This window comes from Corynebacterium sp. HMSC06D04 (assembly GCF_001807315.1).
GTDB classification, from domain to species: domain Bacteria; phylum Actinomycetota; class Actinomycetes; order Mycobacteriales; family Mycobacteriaceae; genus Corynebacterium; species Corynebacterium simulans.
Genome location: NZ_KV788556.1, coordinates 1 through 17,911 on the forward strand (window position 1 = coordinate 1; position 17,911 = coordinate 17,911).

The 17,911-nt window shown below is 57.0% G+C and carries 13 protein-coding genes and 1 pseudogene; 4 read left to right on the top strand and 10 right to left on the bottom strand.

Features of this window, described 5'->3' with window-relative positions:
• Nucleotides 1–326: pseudogene (locus tag HMPREF3155_RS13160) on the bottom strand (hypothetical protein); the annotation flags it as partial.
• On the opposite strand from HMPREF3155_RS13160, the gene HMPREF3155_RS08975 reads away from it, so the two are divergent.
• Nucleotides 325–657: an SDR family oxidoreductase gene (locus tag HMPREF3155_RS08975; RefSeq protein WP_070433137.1), complete on the top strand. Its 333-nt coding sequence runs from the start codon at nt 325–327 to the stop codon at nt 655–657. The pseudogene HMPREF3155_RS13160 and the gene HMPREF3155_RS08975 overlap by 2 nt on opposite strands.
• A gap of 42 nt (nt 658–699) precedes the next feature.
• Here the strand turns inward: HMPREF3155_RS08975 and HMPREF3155_RS08980 are convergent, their stop codons facing one another.
• The 5 genes from HMPREF3155_RS08980 to HMPREF3155_RS09000 all read right to left on the bottom strand — a co-directional run bounded on the left by HMPREF3155_RS08980 (nt 700) and on the right by HMPREF3155_RS09000 (nt 11,468).
• Nucleotides 700–3,141: a DUF262 domain-containing protein gene (locus HMPREF3155_RS08980; protein ID WP_070433138.1), complete on the bottom strand. Its 2,442-nt coding sequence runs from the start codon at nt 3,139–3,141 to the stop codon at nt 700–702.
• A 193-nt stretch (nt 3,142–3,334) separates the two neighbouring features.
• Nucleotides 3,335–4,324, bottom strand: coding sequence for a putative toxin-antitoxin system toxin component, PIN family (locus HMPREF3155_RS08985; protein ID WP_062038721.1), 990 nt, complete (start codon nt 4,322–4,324; stop codon nt 3,335–3,337).
• Nucleotides 4,321–4,560, bottom strand: a complete 240-nt coding sequence (locus tag HMPREF3155_RS08990; RefSeq protein ID WP_070433139.1) for a hypothetical protein — start codon at nt 4,558–4,560, stop codon at nt 4,321–4,323. The genes HMPREF3155_RS08985 and HMPREF3155_RS08990 overlap by 4 nt, the downstream gene beginning before the upstream one ends.
• Before the next feature lie 241 nt (nt 4,561–4,801).
• Nucleotides 4,802–9,814, bottom strand: a complete 5,013-nt coding sequence (locus tag HMPREF3155_RS08995) for a DEAD/DEAH box helicase (RefSeq protein WP_070433195.1) — start codon at nt 9,812–9,814, stop codon at nt 4,802–4,804.
• An 82-nt stretch (nt 9,815–9,896) separates the two neighbouring features.
• Entirely contained in the window at nt 9,897–11,468 is a 1,572-nt protein-coding gene (locus tag HMPREF3155_RS09000; protein ID WP_062040418.1) for a hypothetical protein, read from the bottom strand.
• 225 nt (nt 11,469–11,693) lie between these two features.
• On the opposite strand from HMPREF3155_RS09000, the gene dhaK reads away from it, so the two are divergent.
• Genes dhaK through dhaM form a run of 3 tightly spaced genes read left to right on the top strand, consistent with a single transcriptional unit; the run spans nt 11,694 to nt 14,046 of the window.
• Entirely contained in the window at nt 11,694–12,695 is a 1,002-nt protein-coding gene (gene dhaK / locus HMPREF3155_RS09005; protein WP_061922926.1) for a dihydroxyacetone kinase subunit DhaK, read from the top strand.
• Between the two features lie 46 nt (nt 12,696–12,741).
• On the top strand, nt 12,742–13,350 hold the full coding sequence (dhaL, locus tag HMPREF3155_RS09010) for a dihydroxyacetone kinase subunit DhaL (protein WP_061923631.1): 609 nt from the start codon (nt 12,742–12,744) through the stop codon (nt 13,348–13,350).
• A gap of 3 nt (nt 13,351–13,353) precedes the next feature.
• Nucleotides 13,354–14,046 (top strand): dihydroxyacetone kinase phosphoryl donor subunit DhaM, encoded by a 693-nt coding sequence (dhaM, locus tag HMPREF3155_RS09015; protein ID WP_070433140.1) that lies wholly within the window; start codon nt 13,354–13,356, stop codon nt 14,044–14,046.
• On the opposite strand, the gene HMPREF3155_RS09020 is transcribed toward dhaM, so the two are convergent.
• The 4 genes from HMPREF3155_RS09020 to HMPREF3155_RS09035 all read right to left on the bottom strand — a co-directional run bounded on the left by HMPREF3155_RS09020 (nt 14,043) and on the right by HMPREF3155_RS09035 (nt 17,716).
• Nucleotides 14,043–14,804 carry an SDR family NAD(P)-dependent oxidoreductase gene (locus HMPREF3155_RS09020; protein WP_070433141.1) on the bottom strand — a complete coding sequence of 254 codons (762 nt, stop codon included), beginning with the start codon at nt 14,802–14,804 and terminating at the stop codon, nt 14,043–14,045. The two genes, dhaM and HMPREF3155_RS09020, sit on opposite strands and share 4 nt — an antisense overlap.
• 82 nt (nt 14,805–14,886) lie before the next feature.
• Nucleotides 14,887–15,855 (bottom strand): DUF979 domain-containing protein, encoded by a 969-nt coding sequence (locus HMPREF3155_RS09025; protein WP_070433142.1) that lies wholly within the window; start codon nt 15,853–15,855, stop codon nt 14,887–14,889.
• A 6-nt stretch (nt 15,856–15,861) separates the two neighbouring features.
• Entirely contained in the window at nt 15,862–16,578 is a 717-nt protein-coding gene (locus tag HMPREF3155_RS09030) for a DUF969 domain-containing protein (RefSeq protein ID WP_070433143.1), read from the bottom strand.
• A gap of 67 nt (nt 16,579–16,645) precedes the next feature.
• A complete protein-coding gene (locus HMPREF3155_RS09035; RefSeq protein WP_070433144.1) occupies nt 16,646–17,716 on the bottom strand; it encodes a DUF2891 family protein in 1,071 nt (356 codons plus the stop codon).
• Nucleotides 17,717–17,911: the final 195 nt, after the last annotated feature.

Below are 17,911 nucleotides of genomic sequence, written 5' to 3' on the forward strand. Positions count from 1 at the left end.
CCAGAACACCGGTACCAAAAACTCGCATCTGACACGAAGGCACTAAACCCTGTAGCGGTAAAGATGTTGAGAAACTCTTTGGTTAGCAGCGCTACGACTATTGCGGCAAAAGCGATAGCGCAGGCGGCGTGGAAGAGGACGGAGAACTGCGTGAAACCTGGCGTCTTACGCTCACACACCATGGATTGCACTAGAGGGACGGTGTCCGAAAAGTACAACGCTAGGAACGCGAAGCTGAGCCAGGCCCTGTTATCGATGCTGCTGAAGCTGGTTGCATAAGTCGCCATCGCGATTACGGGAACGAGGAGCGCTGAGGCGACCGTCATGCGCCGCATTATTGACGCGTGCCCGCACACCGGCGTGGGCCATCTCGTCTTCCTGTCCATCACTAACCTCGACGAGCCCGAGAATACGAAGTTCCCGTACTACGCGGCGAAGGCGGCGCAGGATAAGCTCGTGCGTGAGACCGATCTTCCCACCTCGGTCGTCAATTCCGCGCAGCGGATGGAGTTCGTCCTCAACCCCGCCTCCCCGAGCGAGGAAGACGACACCGTCAAGGTCGAAGATTGGCTTATCAAACTCATCGCGCTTGCCGATGCCGCCCGCACTGTCGCCCACTCCGCCGTCGGCGCCCGAGGTGAAGGGCGTCGTGATTAATCGGAAGATTCGATGTTCCCAACGAACGTGGTGTCTTATGCTTTAGTGGTTCTCGTCCACGGCAGCATCAATGTCTTCAAGTCGCGCAAGCCACATTGACATGTGTCCGTTTGCAATGGCGTGGAACATTGCGTTGGGGAAATACACCGGCGGCTTGTCGTAGGTTAGACAGATAGCCGCAATAATCTCCGCGGCGCTGGCAGCTGCAATTCCCTCAGCTGTCTCAAGCTCTGAAAGCGGTTTCGTTCCCAGTACAGTGGCAGGTTCATCTGGACGGAACTTCTCCAACGCTTCAGCAAATTGATTCTCGAATTGCTGCGTGTCTTCTGGAGTGGTGTTCTGGGAACCAAAATCGTCCGCCATGCTCTTGAACACGGTGAGTGCAGAGTATTTCGATTCGGCTTCTTCCTCGTTGCGTTGTGATTCGCCTGCTGTCTTCCTCAGCGTGAGGATGACCTCGTTGGTATCTAGTTGAAGATGATCGAAGAGTCTACGGAGGAAGGAAATTTTCTGATCGGTCGATGTAGACAGGACGACGCCCAGACCTGCATCAACTTCACGCACTCGGCTCGAGTACGCGTAGCCGGACTTAGTAAGCACGAGAGTTCCTGATGCTTGTTCGACGAAGTTTATCAGTTCCGTGCGGTAGCGTTCGGCCATCAACTTAAGCAGCATGTGGACGAACTCGGCCCAGGTTTTGACAGGGATCTTGATGCCTTCCCATTCGAAGGCGCTGATCGAGCGCCCAGTGAAGTTCGCATCGTCGCCCATCGGCTCAGTAGGGAGCACTTCGCGCTTGGGGATAAAGTCGGAATTGGGGAGGTACCAGTAGTTGAGAGCGCGGCGCAAAAGTGCGTCGGTACGCTGCTCCATAGCTGCCCGGTCCCATTTGTCCTTCGTCTTTACATCGTCATTGAGGCGATAACCGGTTTCTCGGAAGCCTTTCTCACGGTCACGCTTGGTAATGAAATTGGAGTTGGAGTACGCGGAGTTGTAACCAGTGACAGTGAGGTTTCCAATGCGGTTTACCCACGTTTGATGGATCTCCTGAAAGTCCTCTCCGAGTTCTTCTTTCCACTGCGCATTGAGCGTCTGCGGCATAATGTGCTCGACACTGATATTGCCGTTCTCGAGCGCGGTTGCGATGTCCTTCGTATCGTTGGAATCCCCGTTTTCGAGAACATCGAAAAGATAAGCGCGCACATTTTTGTGAATGTTGTACATATTGCGGGTGCGGAACTCAGCGCTAAATTCTTCGTCGCTGGGAATGCGTCCGGACGATCCGTCGCGGCGTCGGAGCAGATAGGTGAGCACGTCGTACGCCGTATCTTTCTCTCCACGAATCTTCCGCATGTCGTTGTACATGGTCTCGTAGACCTTGTTGAGCGAGTTCGTCGGAACAGAAGCGACCGTACGGCGGAAGATATGGATCTCCAGTAGTCGAATGATGCGCGAAAATTCGTTTCTTGAAAGCTTGCCAAGCTTGACGTCGCGATACAACGGCAAGAGAAGCGGAAGCAGAACATCGCCGCGGATGAAATTAAATCGTTCGAGCTGTGCGTCCAGCGCGGCATTCTTCGTGTCGGATCCACAGATCTCGCGCATGAACTGGGAATACTCGTACATGTCGGCGAGTACCGTCTGGACATCGGAACTTTGCTTTTTGAAGTATGCCTTGAACTCGTCATAGACCTCGTTGCGCTTGGGAGTCCGCGACAATTTGATTGTTAGGTACCAGCGGATGAACCAGTCCGTGAGGTACCAAATATTCTTCTCCATCGGATTCCAGTAGTTCTCGTACAGCGTCGTCTGTAACTGGTGCTCGCAGCCCATGAGTATGAGATTGCGAATCTTGTCGCCTTCGCTCAACGCAAGGCCTGTCGAGTTGAGCGATTCGAAGATGCGTTGTGGATCATCGTGCGACTCTAGATCGAGAATCATGAGGTCAAGTCGCTCGATGGCGTTCCACAGTTGATCGCCGGTGAGCTTGGTCTTGTTCATTCGCTCGAGGAAGTACCGGTAATTTGCCGTGAGGTTGCTGTCCTCGATGAACATCGACTCATCGCCGAACAAACGCTTGTAAGCGGTCGCGTCGTTCTTTACAGGTTTGAGCTTGAATTTTGGTTCGTTGGTCGAGCTGTTTTTCATGAGATAGCTAGTACGCAACCGCCGTGCGAGTTCGGGGTCTTTGGAGGTTACGACACCGGTATCCAACAGGTGAGTGAGCGCGAGGATATAGAGACTCAGCGTGGTGAGGCGCTGTTGGCCATCAATAACGACCCACTTGAACGATGTCTCGGGGTTGCCAACGATCGAGCCGAAGAAGTGACGTTCTCTGTTCTCCGTAATCAGAGTTTCCAGGTCGTCGAATAGTCGCTCACATTGCTTCTTTGACCAGTCGTAATTGCGTTGATAAACAGGGATAATGAGTTCTTTCTCGACGCTGTCGAAAATGGTATATGCCTGTTTGACTTCGCCCTTCATGCGGCTGCGGCTCCCCTCGCTAATGGTGCACGTGAATCAATCCTTTCAACGATATAGGGCGCAACGCCTGCTTGCAGCCGAAAGGCTGATTAGGAACTGAAGAGAGAACTCTGCATAAAAATTAACGAAAGGTGTGCGCGTGAAAGACTCCAAAGGGGTCGAAAATTATGGTGATCTGTTTTCTGGGGCTTGCTTAGTTTCGCGAACCGCGTAGCGACTGAACTGCCTTCTTGCGTACTGCATCCGTTGGAGGCCGGACTTCATTGGGCTGTAAGAATCGTGGCCCTATGCTGTGTGCTCTCCAACCATCAAGGCCGAGAGCGTCGTTCCCTTTGTTATCGAGAAGGTCTGGGCAACGCTCAAGTGTGAGGAAAACGGCGTTTTCGATCGGTGCAGTCGGCCGCAGCGCGACGTAGGAATCTCCAAGATCAGGCACCAGTTTGATGGCAACAATCTCGGGCGAGATGATAATCGGGTGAGTACCGAATGCGCGGTTCGTTAACAATGACTGAGCTGATTCGAAGTCATCAAGCCACGCAGTTGCGGTGCCGGGGACAACGGCTTGGGCGAGTAGTTCACGGTCAAATTTTTTGGACTTAATGCCCTCTATTACCTCGAATAGGAAATTAACGGCGTTGAAAATAGCCCGATTTCCCGCTGCTTCGATAGCCTCCCATCCGCTCTCACTATCACCTCTGAGAAGTTCGGATCCCCAAGCCTTCCTATTCTCTAGGAGAGTGGCTGCCATTTTGCCATCGGCGCTGGTAACCCAAAGTGCGCTGACTGCGGCTTTGCGGACATCTTTGTCGCCGCTAACAAGGAGGTCTCCGTTACCGTCTTCGTAGAGAGCGAAAAGGAAGTTGTCATCGGGGTCATCGCAGATTCGCGGTAGTTTTTGCTCCTCGCGGTCCGGAACCTCTGTCCCGACAAGGACGATGGCATCGATGAGGGATAGGCCTTCTTCTACAGTGAAGTGCTTCCGAAATTTTGCTCTAGAAATAACGTCTTCAATCTCCTGGAGAAGGCGTTCGCAGTAGAGCAGCTCAAATTTTCCTGCAAAACATGCTTCAATCAGCGCGCGCACGGAGCCGCGAGGTGACAGCAAAGACGATATAAAGAGGTTAGTATCAACAACCAGACGCAACTTTCTGTGTGCTGCTATCTGTTGAAGCTCTTCGGTCACTTACCTGCTCCCAAGGCGGTACGGGTCCTCTTTTCCATTCGCATAGTGGCGATTTCTTCATGAGCAAACGCTTCCGCAGCACCGGGATCAAGGGGCTCAGATTGAGCATCGATTGTGCGGAGAAGCTGACGGTAGGCTGCTGTAGCAAGTTCGTTGTCGCTAAGTACTTCGACAGAGGCGGCAGACTTTTGAGCGCTTTCAAGAAGACGCTTACGTGCTGCGTCTTTGCGATTCATGGCTCTGTCCACCTTTCCTTATCGGCGAAAGTCTGAGGCAAAAGTTGGAACTTATATTACCTGACATTACGACATACAGCTAGCCTCGGCCTGTCACCTGCATGTGCGAGACATACTCTGTCTCGCCGAGCAGAATTGGTGGCCTTGAAATGATTCTTTCAGAGACTAAAAAGAGGAAGCGCCCGCGCTGTACTGAGGCGCAGGCTCGACCCCGGTTTAATCGATGGCATGTCCCCCAGAGCTACTTATTTTCGCCAACCTCTCTGATTCCTTCGACGATTCGTACAGTCTCCACCGCCACGCGCGTGACCTTCGCGATGAGGTCCACGATGTACCGCGGATTTCCCACCTCGTCAGCCCAGTCGTTGGGGTCGTTGACGATTCCCGATGCCTTGTCCTTCTTCACTTGGTACCGGTCAATAATCCACGCCAGCGCAGACCGCGAGCCGAGCATGTATTCGTCCGCCTCCGCCGGGATGTCGCGCACCGTCACAGACTTGTTGTAGACGAGAGTCGTAACGTCGTTGACGTTCTTACCCGTCTCCGAATCCTTCTTCTTCGCCCACTTCATCTTTTGCACGCGCCAAGTCTCGCGGTCGGACTCGTCTGCCGATGCCTTCACATCCACCGTCACTGGCCACGGCTCCACGTCCTCGTAGTTCACATGCAGATCCATGAGCTCCCGCCCGGCGGCAGCCAGCTGGTCGAACCGCGCCCGCAACGTCGGCGTTTCGATATGCGGCAGCATCTTCTTCAGGTCCGCGGCGTAGGCCTCCCGATAGTTCGGGTCGTGCAGCTTGCCATAGACAAAGTGGAAGATATCGTCACCGGTCACATCCGCACCCAGTGCGTCACGGTAGAGCGCCTTGATCTCGTCGGTGATGTTGTCTTTGCGCACATACCCCGCAACGACCTCACCGACCTGCCCATACATCGAGGACTCGCCCTCACTTATCGACGCCCCATCGCCAAACAACCCACCATCTGAAGCCCCTACCGGCGCCCAGGTGAAACGGGGGAAGAACTGACCATTTCCGAGTAGCTGCACATCCGGCATCGCATTCGAAGCAAGCACGGACCATCCAGAAGGACTGCTAGCCCCTGAAGTCTCGATACCGATATTTCTATGGTGCTGCGTCGGGAACATCGACGGCAACTGGTATTGCCTATCGATCAATTCTTTCGCGAAATAATTGCGCTGTTTGAAAAATGGGCGGTACAACGATGTATACACGCGTTCCGTATTAACCGCGATCTCGGTTCTGCCAGCTAGCTCCTGTTTCAGGTTGACGTTCCATGAGCCTTGCGTACTATCGACCAACTCAGGGTGTTGAGCGAACAACGCGTCGACACCCTGCTTGCTTTCTTCAAACCCGCCGCTTCGAAATAGCTCTTGCGCTTGGCGGTAGTTCGCGACGTGCGTCCCGATGTTTTCTACGAGTTGGCCGGTTGCAGAAGAATACGACCACGCATCACGCGCAGTTGAAAGGCCACGCGAATGCACTTCAAAGAACTTCGTCGTATCGCCCTTCTTCTCGCCGATGACGGGCCAGGCCTCGAAGTCCTCATCGCGCTGATTGAGCCAGTCCCCGTAAATATTGGGCTCAATAATTTGCCAATCGACATTATCGAGCGTGGAGCGATCAACAATCGCAAGTTTTTCGTCTGCACTGAGGTAGTCGCCAATATCGTGGTAGTGAATACAGACATCGTCGGGGATTTCACGTTTAACGGCGATGATTACGGATACGGTGTTTCGACTTCCGGAGCCGAAGACTTTGCCTCCTTCCTTGCGGGACTGTTCGCCGGCTGTACGTTGGTTGCCGCGAAGGTTGTACACGTAAATGTCGCTGAGTTCATCCTCAAGAGACAACCGAACTCCGTCAGCGGTGTTGCCATCGATCCAACCGCCATTCGAGACAAAAGCCATGACTCCGTGGGTGCCGAGTCGGTCGATGGACCATCGGAAGGCGCGGAGATAGGAGTCATACAACGAGTTTTTGTTTGTTGCTTTTGAATTCGCAGCAAACGTTCTTTCAATACGACTGTCGAGTGTAGGGTATTTAAGATTGGCGTTGTCATCGTTCGCGCTATTTTGCTTTGCCGAGTAGGGCGGGTTGCCGATGATGACGTTGATCGGTGAATCGATCTGGCGCTGGATGGCGGCGTTGTTTTCCTTGAAGACCTTGAGGTCGAGGATGTCGCCTTCCTCGTGGATCTGGAAAGTATCAGCAAGTGCGATGCCGTCGAAGGGGACGTACTTGGGCTCAGGTTCGCCGTTGCGTTGGGCACGCTCGGCCTGGAGTGCGTTGTATGTGGTTTCGATGTTGACTGCGGCGACGTAGTAGGCGAGCAGCATGATCTCCGTGGCGTGGAGCTCGGTCGCGTACTTGCGCGCGAGGTCGTCGGGTTCGATGAGGCCGGACTGGAGGAGTCGGACCATGAATGTACCGGTACCTGTGAAGGGATCGAGGATATGGACGCCTTCGTCGGTAAGGCCCTTACCGAAGTGCCAGCGGGAGATTTGATCGGCGGAGCGGAGGATGAAGTCGACGATTTCGACTGGAGTGTAAACGATGCCGAGGGCCTCGGACTGCTTCTTGAAGGCTTTGCGGAAGAATCGTTCGTAGAGGTCTTTGATCACTTGCTGCTTGCCGGAAGCGGAGGAGACCTCGGAGGCGCGGATGCGGACCGACTCGTAGAACTTCGTCAGAGACTCGGTCTCCGACTCGAGCTTGGCGTCCGAGAGCGCGTCGACCATGCGCTGCATGACGCGGGCGACCGGGTTGTGCGCGGCAAAGTCGTGCTCGGTGAACAGTGCATTGAACACCGGGGCGGTGATCAGGTGCTGCGAGAGCATGCTGATCGCTTCGTCCTTGGTGATGGAGTCGTTCAGGTTCCCGCGTAGTCCCTCGATGAAGACCTCGAATTCCTTGCGGATCGTGTCATCCGCGGCATTGATAAGCGCCTTGATGCGGGCGATTTGTGCTTCGGCGATCGTGGCGACATCGTCAGCCCAGTCTTCCCAATAAGTACGCGTACCGACCTTGTCGACCAGCTTGACGTACATGGCCTCTTGCCAGGCCTCGAGGGAGAACAGAGTCATCTGTTCCGCGGTGAGTTCCTGCTCGCTGGAAGCTTCGGACTGGCCGGTTGGCGAGGTATCGGAAGCATTGAGCCTATTCTTGGCCGTGGCCGGATCGTCGTCGGCAGGCTTGTCGTTTGGTTTCGAATTCGGCACGGGCTGAACATCGATGGGCAGCTTGACTTTCTCGTTGAGCGCAATCGAGTTGACCTTCGCGTTGAAGCGGTCATCGTGGGCGCGCAGGGCGTTGAGGATCTGCCAGACGACGCGGAAGCGCGTGTTGTCATTGAGGGCCTGGGACGGGGAGACTCCCGGCGGAATGGCGACGGGAAGGATGATATAGCCGTAGTCCTTGCCCTCGGCTTTGCGCATGACGCGGCCGACGGACTGGACGACGTCGACCATGGAATTGCGCGGGTGGAAGAAGATGACGCTATCGAGGGCAGGGACGTCCACGCCTTCGGAGAGACAGCGAGCGTTGGTAAGGATGCGGGTCTCGTCCTCGGAGATGGAGGACTCAAGCCACGAGATCTTATTGCCGCGCTCAAGGGCGTTCATGGTGCCATCGACGTGCTCGACGGCGACCTGAAGATCGATGTTGAGCAGGCTGACGTCGTTGGTGGCGGCGTGGTCCTTGAGCTGTTCTTGGTACTGGCGGATGAGCGTGGGGAAGGTCTCTTGGATGGTCTTCGAGGCCTTGATGTCCTTGGCGAAGGCGACGGTACGGCGCATCGGTTGTGCATTGGCCTCGAAGCCGGACTTCGTGTCCTGCTCAGCACCCGAACGCTTAGCGAGTCCGTTCCACGCGCCGATCATGGCCGAGGCGGTGGTGAGGTTGATTTCGTTGGTGGGGTTGGCGGCGAGGACGTCGGCGGCGATATCTTCCTCGACCGTCATGACGAGAACCTTGTAGTCGGTGAGCAGACCCTTGTCCACGGCCTCACCGAAGCCGAGGCGGTAGAACTCGGGGCCGTAGACTGCTTCGTCATCCATGGAGGCAAGCTCCGCGGAATGCTCAGCGGCCTTGCCTTTGACGTTGTCGTCGAAGAGTCGGGGAGTAGCGGTCATGTAGAGACGCTTGCTGGCCTTGATGTATTTTTCGTCGTGAATCTTCACGAAGTTGGAGGCGTCCTCCCCGGCGAGGGTGACGCCGGTGGTGCGGTGGGCCTCGTCGCAGATCACGAGATCGAAGTCATCCATTCCGTACTCCGCTTGGGCCTCGTGAATGGCCTCGATGGATTGGTACGTGGAGAAGATGACGTTGATACCGGCACGACGCTTGCCCTGCGCCGTGCGCTCGGCAATGTCCTTGCCGTTGGTAGAGACCGGAACCTCCAAGTCATAGGAGGCAATGTCTTCAGCCTTCTTGGAGACCTTCGTATCCGAGCAGACTGCGTAGGACTTCAGAGGCAGGTGCTCCTGGTTCTGTGCGGTCCATTCCTTCAACGTCTGCGAGAGCAAGGAGATGGAGGGGACGAGGAAGAGGACGCGGGCCTTGTTGCCGTTGAGCTCCGCGAAGCGCTCCGCCAGCCGCAGGGCGGTAAACGTCTTTCCCGTACCGCATGCCATGATGAGCTTTCCACGGTCGTGTGTTTCAAAGCCTGCGATAGCCTTCGAGATCGCTTCTTGCTGGTGTGGACGCGGGGAGAAAACCTCGCGACGGGTGAGGTTAATTTCGATCTCAGAACCCGGGAAGGTCACATCCCAGTCGATAGGGGATTCTGCAATCGCTGCCGTGCCGATACGGTTGGTTGGGATGAGCTGGTGCTCCAGCATCTCCTCAGCATTCTTTGACCATCGCTCCGACGTGGAGATGATGATCCGCTGTGCGAAGGATTCTGTGCCCTTGTCTGTAGTAAACGAGTGTCCGGATGCCTCAAAGAAGGAATCAAGGTGACGCTTCTGGATATAGGTATCCGGCTTGTAGAACTTGCACTGGATGGCAACCCACGCGTCGTCATCGGCGCGCCGGGCAACGAGGTCGATGCCGGTGTCTTGCTTACCGCCGTTGAACTCCCAATCGCTCCAACGGCTGACTTCCGAGAACTGCTCCTGGAGGACGGGATCGGTTCGGAAGTAGTTGACCATTAACTTTTCGAACTTAATGCCGTACGAGTCTTGAGGCTGATTTTCACGGAGCTGGGCTAGGACTTCACCGAAAGCAGACATGGTGTCCATTATGGACTACACATGAGTTCTCCACTTCCAAATGGTGGCGATGTTGTGCAGCCGGGGTGGATGACTTGAGCCATTAGTAGAGCCCTGCATTCCTCATCATGCTCTGTCGTGTTTGAGAGATGAGGTAGCCGCTCAAGGGGCGGCCGGAGTGGATGGCGGCATCGTAAAGATAGTTGTGGAGGGTATCGGCACGCGAGCGGGGGCTGGTGCGTAAATCGAAGTCACGTTGGATCTGGGCGACTACGAATGGCACGGCGTTGATCTCGGAGACCGCGATTAGAAGTGCGGCGACGCTGCGCTCCACTGTGGCGTTGGTCGAGCTAAATTGCTTCGGCTTGTCGTGGGCTAGGGCGCTCAGGAGCCGGCGAGTGGATGTTAGCAGTTCCGGATCGATCTCTGGGTGATCGTTAAACCACTCGGTGATAAGTGCGTCCCATTGCTTTACACCAGCGATAACGTCTGGGGCTAGGGCGCTGAGTTTGGTGTCCTCGGAGGGGAGAGGGGAATCGTCGAGCTGTGCGTCGAAGCGGGAGGTCTCGGGGTCGGGCATGCCAGGGCCGAGGCCGATGGCATCTGGGCCGTAGCCATAGGAACCGAAGTCGGATTGTGCTTGGAGTTCCCTGCGGAAGCGCTTTCCTTCTTCCTTTAGTGCTGAGTCGAGCTGCCTTTGGATGTGGGCGGGGCGTCCTGCGACTTCGCCGGTCCAGGTGACGAACTTGGTGAGGACGCGTGGGAAGCACCGGAGGAACGAGTCACGGGCTATGACTTTGCGGGCTACGAGGGTCAGAGCTTTTTCCACACGTAGTGGGGACCAGTGGTAGAGGTCGGCCATGGTGTAATTGGCTGTGATGCTGAGTAGCGTCTCGGTAGCATCGGCCTCCTCCTTCTTAAGCGGAACGGCATCCAGGAAGGCGGCCAATGTTTCTTCAGTTTCGGAATTATCGCCTTCTTCAAGACGAATACGGCGGCCGATGATACCGGGACTGGAGACAGTAGCAGGGACATTATCTAGTAGCGAGAGCACCCAGCGCAGCAGCGGACGGGTGGTAGGCCAGCTTTCACCAGGGCCGTCGTCGACTGTGATCTCATCTAGCCAGATGGCGTTGCTGAGGAAATCGGCCAGGCCCTCCTGGCTCGTAGGGCCGAAGCTCTCCATGGACTCATCCTTGGACATGATCTCCATAACCTGCTGTGCATTGGCCTCGGTGAGGAAACAGTCATAAATCGAGCCATTGCCGCCTGCTAGGTCAATGGAGACATTCACCGTCAGGGGCGCAGAGTGCGGGACGGATAGCTCGAGAGTGTAGTAATGGACATCCCCGTAGTACTGCGTAGCCTCGATGACGTTGACTACGCTGGCTTGCTCAAGGTGAGCAAGCCAGGTCGGTTCCTGCGGTAAGTCATCGCGCCGGGCGAGCTCAGCGCGATGGAGCTTTACGCGCTCTTTATCTTCATCCAGCAGGGCGGCGGCCCAGAGTACCGCGGTCGTCTCTGGGGCGGGGTTATCCCACATGGCTTCAAAGAACTCGGCAGGCTTTTGCGAGAAATCGTCATCCAGGGACAGGATCGCAGAGACCCACTGAAGCAGATCGATGGGGCTTGAACTGTCGAGGAAGGCCGCAAGGGCGGGCGTGAAGGCATTCATGACACCAGAGTCTATCCATGCATCTGCGGCAGCGGGGCTGTGTACTCTCGAGTGTTATGTCGAAATTCGACGTAGTGAGCTGGGAATATTTTTTGATTTGTAGACGGGTATTTTCGGCGTCGCCATTTTCTTAAGTTTGCGTTCATCTATGCGGATCCGCGTGTAGGCTCGGCACTGTTATAACCAGTGAAATTGGGTTAATTCGACATCCCAAGGAGATACGTGATGAAAAAGCTCATCAACTCACCGGAGAACGTAGTGGCGGAGTCTGTGGAGGGCTTCGCGCTGGCACACGGCGACATCGTCAAGCGCTTTACTGAGCCGCTGTTTGTGGCGCGTGCGCAGAAGAAGGAACAGGGCAAGGTTGCGATTGTCTCTGGTGGTGGCTCGGGACATGAGCCGCTCCACGCAGGCTTCGTGGGCCACGGCATGTTGGATGCCGCGGTGCCAGGCGCGATGTTTACGTCGCCGACGCCGGATGCGATCCAGGCGGCGACCGACGAGGTTCATGCGGGTGCGGGTGTGCTTTACATCGTGAAGAACTACACCGGCGATGTCCTCAATTTCGATACCGCGGCTGAGTTGGCGGAGTTCGATGACATTGAGGTCAGCCAGGTAATCGTGGATGATGACGTGGCGGTGGAGGATTCCACCTACACTGCAGGCCGTCGCGGTGTGGCGGGCACGCTGCTCGTGGAGAAGCTGGCAGGTGCAGCCGCTGAGCGCGGTGATGATCTAGCTGCTGTCACGGCAGTGGCGAAGAAGGTCGTGGAGAACACCGCGACCATGGGCGCAGCACTGAGCGCTTGCACCGTGCCGCACGTGGGCAAGCCTTCCTTTGACCTCGCAGATGATGAGGTGGAGCTCGGCGTCGGTATCCACGGCGAGCCGGGCCGCAAGGAGATCCCGTTGGTCTCCGCGGACGATGTCACTGATCATCTCATGGAGCCGATTCTTGCCGACCTGAAGTTGGCAGAAGGCGAGCGAACCATCGTCGTCGTCAATGGCATGGGTGCCACCCCGGCATCGGAGCTCTACGTGGTCTACCGCCGAGTAGCTCAGCGCCTAGAAGAAGCGGGCGTGACCATTGAACGCTCCCTCGTAGGTAACTTCGTCACCAGCCTCGACATGGCGGGCTGCTCTGTCACGGTCATGCGCGCCGACGATGAAGACATCGAGCTGTTCGACGCACCATGCCATACCGCCGCACTACGCCAAGGAGAATAAAGTGACTTCTGTTGAAACTTTGAACACCGAATGGGCCCTGGCTTGGATGAAAGGTTGTGCCGAACAAGCCCACGAGCACCGGGAGGAGCTTATTGAGCTCGACCGCGTCATCGGCGATAGTGACCATGGTGAAAACGTGGACCGTGGTTTCCGTGCGGTCGTGGAAAAGCTCGAAGCAGATGCCTCGGAAAGCATCGTGGATGTGCTGAAGCTGACGGCCAAGACCTTGATGTCCACCGTCGGCGGCGCATCTGGTCCGCTTTTGGGAACTGCATTCCTGCGCGCTGCTAAGTCAGTCGGCGGTGAAGCGCTTGATGGCGCTGGCGCGGCCGCGCTCATTGAGGCGGCACTCGAGGGCATCACCACCCGTGGTAAGGCCGCCGAAGGGGAGAAGACCATGGTTGATGCGTGGGCGCCGGCGGCGCGTGCTGCCCGCGAGCAGGCTGATGCCGGGGCGGGAGTTGCCGACGTTCTGCGCGCGGCAGCCGATGCCGCAGCCGAAGGCGCCGAGGCAACCATTCCACTCGTTGCCACCAAGGGCCGTGCTTCCTACTTGGGTGAGCGCTCTGTTGGCCATAAGGATCCAGGTGCTGCTTCGACCGCGCTGTTTATTGCTGCAGCTGCTGACGCTGCTTCTGCTGTAAAGGAGGGTTAGGGCATGGCAGAACCGAAAGTGGGCTTGGTCCTAGTTTCGCACTCAGCCAAGCTGGCCGAAGGCCTTGCTGAGCTGGCTGGGCAGATGGCCGCTGACGTGCGTATCGCAGCCGCGGGTGGTCTGGAGTCCGGTGAAATCGGAACCTCGTATGACCTCATCGAGTCGGCTATTAATGACCTGCTCGGGGAAGGCCTCGCAGTTGTTGTTCTCACCGACTTGGGCTCGGCAACAATGACCGTTGAGTCGGTGCTGGAGTTCCTTGACGATGAGCCGGTGAAGTTCGTGGACGCACCGCTCGTGGAGGCCGCTATTGCTGCGGCTACTGCTGCGCAGCAAGGTGACGACCTTGACGAAGTTGCTACTGCTGCGGCTCGCGCCATCGAGGTGTTCGTGCCAAAGCAAGCGAAAGAAAACTCTGGTGACGCTGCAGCCGATTCTTATGAGCGCAGTGCGACAGTAGCAGATGCTTCTGGTTTGCACGCGCGACCGGCTGCCAAGATTGCTGAGATGGCTGCCGAAGCAGAAGAAGACCTCCTCATCGCTTTTGACGGTGAGAAGGCTGATGCCGATTCCGCCATGATGCTGATGTCCTTGGGCGCTGCGCAGGGCGACACCGTGACGATCATCGGTGATTCAGCGGATAAGCCGATTGTCGACAAAATCGCTGATGCCATTGCGGATGGTCTCGATAACTAGGTTGACAGCACCTGGTAGATGACCTTGGCTACGCGGTCGGGCACCATGTTGCGGGCTACGCGGGCTGCTTTGTCTTGGGCGCCGACGCCCCAGTGGAGGCGGCCTTTGTCCCAGCGGTTCTTGGGGTTGACGGCGCGCCAGATGGCTTGCGCGACGTCGTCTGGCGTGAGGTTTACGCCGAGGCGTGTGACCGTCTTGGACTTGACGTCGGAGATGGGTGTCTTTGCCCATAGGGGGTTGATGTCGAGCACGCGGGTTTTGTCGCGCCGCCACTCGAGGTCGAGGGTTTCAGTCATGGACTGGACGTAGGCCTTGGTGGCGGCGTAGACGCCGACGTCGGGGATGCCGTAGCAGCCGGCGATGGAGGCGATGTTGATCAGCTGCGAGCCGGGGGTCTTCTTCAGATAGGGGTAAGCAGCGCGTGCGCCGAGGGTGACGCCTAGTGCGTTGACGTCGATGACGGCGCGGATACGCGTGGGTTCGCTTTCCGCGATGGTGGCGGAGTCGATGATGCCGGCGTTGTTGTCGAGGATGTCGAGCCTGCCGCCGGTGAGTTTGGTGAACTCGGATAGGGCAGCGTCCCAGGACTCCGGTTTGGTTACGTCAAGCTCGTAGAAGGTGATGCCGTCACCGAGGATGGAATCGTCGGCTGGTGGACGGAGATCGCCCAGTCCGACGATGTAGCCTTCATTGCGGAAAATACGGGCTACGGCGAGACCGAAGCCGCCGCAGCCGCCGGAGATAAAAATCGACTTCATTCCGCAATGCTAACTGTTTCCTAAGTCATAGGAAAGAGTTTTATAGGCCGATGTCTTTGTTTTCTTTTGTAACTTTGGCTCGCTAGAAGGCGAATACTCGCATCATGATTGTGATGGACACCAGCATGATGATGGCGGTGGGGATCTGCGCGATGATTGGGCCGTACTTGTTCTTCATTTGCAGCAGGGCAGCCGGGACGATGTTGAAGTTTGCAGCCATCGGGGTGCACAGGGTGCCGCAGAATCCGGCCAGCATGCCCATTGCGAAGATGGCAGCGGGGTTTCCGTTGAAGTTCTCGACGAGGACTGGCCAGCCGATGGCAGCGGTCATGATGGGGAAGGCGGCGAAGGCGTTGCCCATGACCACGGTAAACAGCGCGTTGCCGAGGCAGTACGCGATGACGCTCCAGAGCAGGGCGTCCTGTGGGATGACGGCGCCGATGACGTCAGCGACTGCAGTGCCGACGCCGGCCTGGGTAAACAGCGTGCCGAGGGTGGAGAGCATCTGAGGCAGGAGTGCTGCCCAGCCGATGGCCTCAAGCAGGCGGGTGCCCTCCGAGAGCGGAACCGAAGGAGACTTCGGGCGCAGAACAATGAAGACGACGATGAGTCCGACGATGGCGCCGATGCCTAAGCCCGTCAAAGTCGCGGAACCTTCCGCGAGGAGTGGCTCGCCGCCTACCTTCAGCTTTGGTCCGAGCACTGCCACGATGACTGTGACCAGTGGAACGGTCAGAGCCGGGATGAAGAGCTTGTTGCCAAAGCGCTGTGCCAGCGCCGCGCGTTCTTCCACCGAGGTGGTCTTTTCTTCACCCATTCCGAGTCCGTTGAAGCCGGCAATCAATGCCATGACAAGAACCGCGACGCCGAGAATCCACGCTGGGGCCGTCTTGGCCTGGACGAAAGTGCCGTACATAAACGAGACACCAAGCAGGCCCCAGAAGATGCTGCTGAGTGCTTTCTTGTCGTGCTTGGGGTTGGTGGCGATCAGAATGGAAACCGCAATGAAAAAGGCGCCAATGAGCCAGTACAGCCATTCATTAGTAATCATCTTGGGTTAAGCCTCTTTCGGGGTAGCGGATTCGTTTGGAATCGAAGGCGCCGATTTTTCCATCGCTTTCAGCTTGGAATCGATGCGCAACAGGCGGGTGCCGTGAACGAGGAATGCAATAACGGCAACAGGCAGAGCCCATAGGGCAAGCTCGATGGGCTCAAGCGCGACGTTGTAGTTGGTATCCACGAAGGAGGTGATCAACAGAATCGAACCGACGGCGACGAATGCGTCCTCGCCGAAGAACAAGCCCACCGTGTCAGCAGAGGCCGAATAAGCCTTGAGCTTCTCCATTGCTTTCTCCGACAGAGGGTGGCCAGCGCGCTGTTCCTCTGCGCCTTGTGCCATCGGGTAGATGAGCGGACGAACGGTCTGTGCCGGGCCGGCGATGGACTGGATGCCGACAGCGGCAGTGATCTGGCGAATGAGCATGTAGAGCGCCAAGATGCGTCCTGCGGTGAGGTTCTTGAGCTTGGCAATAAGCGTCTTTGCTTGCTCCTGCAGGCCGAAGCGTTCGATTGTGCCGATGATCGGTAGCACGAGCGCGAAGGTCGTCACGGAGCGCGAGCCGGCAAAGCCCTCGCCGAAGATATTCAGAATATCCATCGGGCTAATGCCGCCGATGACTGCGGTTACGATGCCGGAAACGGTGACCACAAGCAGTGGGTTGATGCGCAACGCGAAGCCGATAACGACCAGCGCTACGCCGATGAGTACGTACATGGGTTTCCTCTATTGATGACTGAGGGAGGGGTAGATGTTGGTATGGAAGGCAGATGGTGGCTGCAGGCTACTGGCGTGCCCACGGGTGAGCGACGTTCAGGCGCTCAGCTTCCAGGTGTGCTTCCCAAGCAAAGGTGGCAAGCCAGTGCGAAGACATGTAGTCACCGGTGATCGCTGCTTCGAGGCCCGGAGCGAGAAGCTCGGCGTTGCGCTCGCGGATGGTCTGCGCGAGTTCTGGGTGCGTATCCTCCGTAGCTTCGAAAATGCGCAGCGCGCTAGCCAGGACAGTCATACCAAGGCCGTAGAGGTGGACCTGGTATCCGTCGGTTGGATCAAAAACCTGTGCAGGCTTCAGGATGCGCGAATCGGCATCCAGGCGTGCCAGGAAGCCCTCTGCCCAGGTCGCGAACTCGGCGTCGTCAAGCACGTCGAGCATCAGGTCTGCTTCGCACAGGCCAGGGGAGAGGAAGTCCTGTCCGCTGCGCTCCTGCTCGAACTCCCAGGCCTTGTCTTCGGCGAAGAATTTCTTTGCAGTCGCAAGGATTTCCTCGACAACGTCCTCGCGGCTCAACTCCTTTGCCGCCTTCATGATCCGCTTCAGGCCGAACGCGGTGTTGGTGTGCAGACCGTGGCGGACTGGCTCGGAGGCTTTGCCCAGCCAAGATAAGGTGTTGTCGAATACGGCATCGGCCAGTGGGGCTACGCCCTCGGCCAGGGCCTGGAGCTCGACTACTGGGGAGAACTTAAGCTCGGATGCCAGCTGTACTGCCCATGCCCAGCCGTATGGGCGCTCCCAAGTCGGGTTAGCGCGCAGGTAGTCAGCCTCAGTCTTGATGTTCTCTGCGCTCAGGTGGTCCTCGAGGATTCGCAATGCTTCAGTGCGCCAAGCGCCGGAAGAATCCTCATCGGAGGAAAGGAGGCTGGAAAGCAGCCAGTGCATGTGGACGCTCGAGTGCCAGTCGAAGGAGTTGCCGAAGCTTGGGTGGAGCTCATCCGGAGCCTTATTATCGCTGCTCGAGGTCTGCACATGATGGGAAGCGTATGGGTAGATACGCGTGACGTTATCGATGGCAACTTGGGCAAGCTGCGCTACCGGAGAATCAGAGTGATGCTCAGCGTCATGAGTAGCTGCGTTCACGAGCGTTCCTTTCAGGCCGTTCTACAATGTTGCTCGTGTCACAGTATCCCAAGCTGCCAGCTTGTGTCTCAGATTACATGCGATGAAATTTAGTTAACTTTTGGTTAGTAGAAGTGGGGGTGCTTTTTAAAAGGTAGATGCGTATCCGTGTCCCAGAGCGGGGCGCAGATTTCCTACCTTTGGCTTCCCGAATTT

Bases quoted from the DNA above. Each gene is read 5' to 3' on its own strand.
- HMPREF3155_RS08995 (WP_070433195.1), bottom strand. From the start codon at position 9,814: ATGTCTGCTTTCGGTGAAGTCCTAGCCCAGCTCCGTGAAAATCAGCCT.
- HMPREF3155_RS09000 (WP_062040418.1), bottom strand. From the start codon at position 11,468: ATGAATGCCTTCACGCCCGCCCTTGCGGCCTTCCTCGACAGTTCAAGC.
- dhaM (WP_070433140.1), top strand. From the start codon at position 13,354: ATGGCAGAACCGAAAGTGGGCTTGGTCCTAGTTTCGCACTCAGCCAAG.
- HMPREF3155_RS09025 (WP_070433142.1), bottom strand. From the start codon at position 15,855: ATGATTACTAATGAATGGCTGTACTGGCTCATTGGCGCCTTTTTCATT.
- HMPREF3155_RS08975 (WP_070433137.1), top strand. From the start codon at position 325: ATGCGCCGCATTATTGACGCGTGCCCGCACACCGGCGTGGGCCATCTC.
- HMPREF3155_RS08980 (WP_070433138.1), bottom strand. From the start codon at position 3,141: ATGAAGGGCGAAGTCAAACAGGCATATACCATTTTCGACAGCGTCGAG.
- HMPREF3155_RS09020 (WP_070433141.1), bottom strand. From the start codon at position 14,804: ATGAAGTCGATTTTTATCTCCGGCGGCTGCGGCGGCTTCGGTCTCGCC.
- dhaL (WP_061923631.1), top strand. From the start codon at position 12,742: ATGAAAGGTTGTGCCGAACAAGCCCACGAGCACCGGGAGGAGCTTATT.
- HMPREF3155_RS08990 (WP_070433139.1), bottom strand. From the start codon at position 4,560: ATGAATCGCAAAGACGCAGCACGTAAGCGTCTTCTTGAAAGCGCTCAA.
- dhaK (WP_061922926.1), top strand. From the start codon at position 11,694: ATGAAAAAGCTCATCAACTCACCGGAGAACGTAGTGGCGGAGTCTGTG.
- HMPREF3155_RS09030 (WP_070433143.1), bottom strand. From the start codon at position 16,578: ATGTACGTACTCATCGGCGTAGCGCTGGTCGTTATCGGCTTCGCGTTG.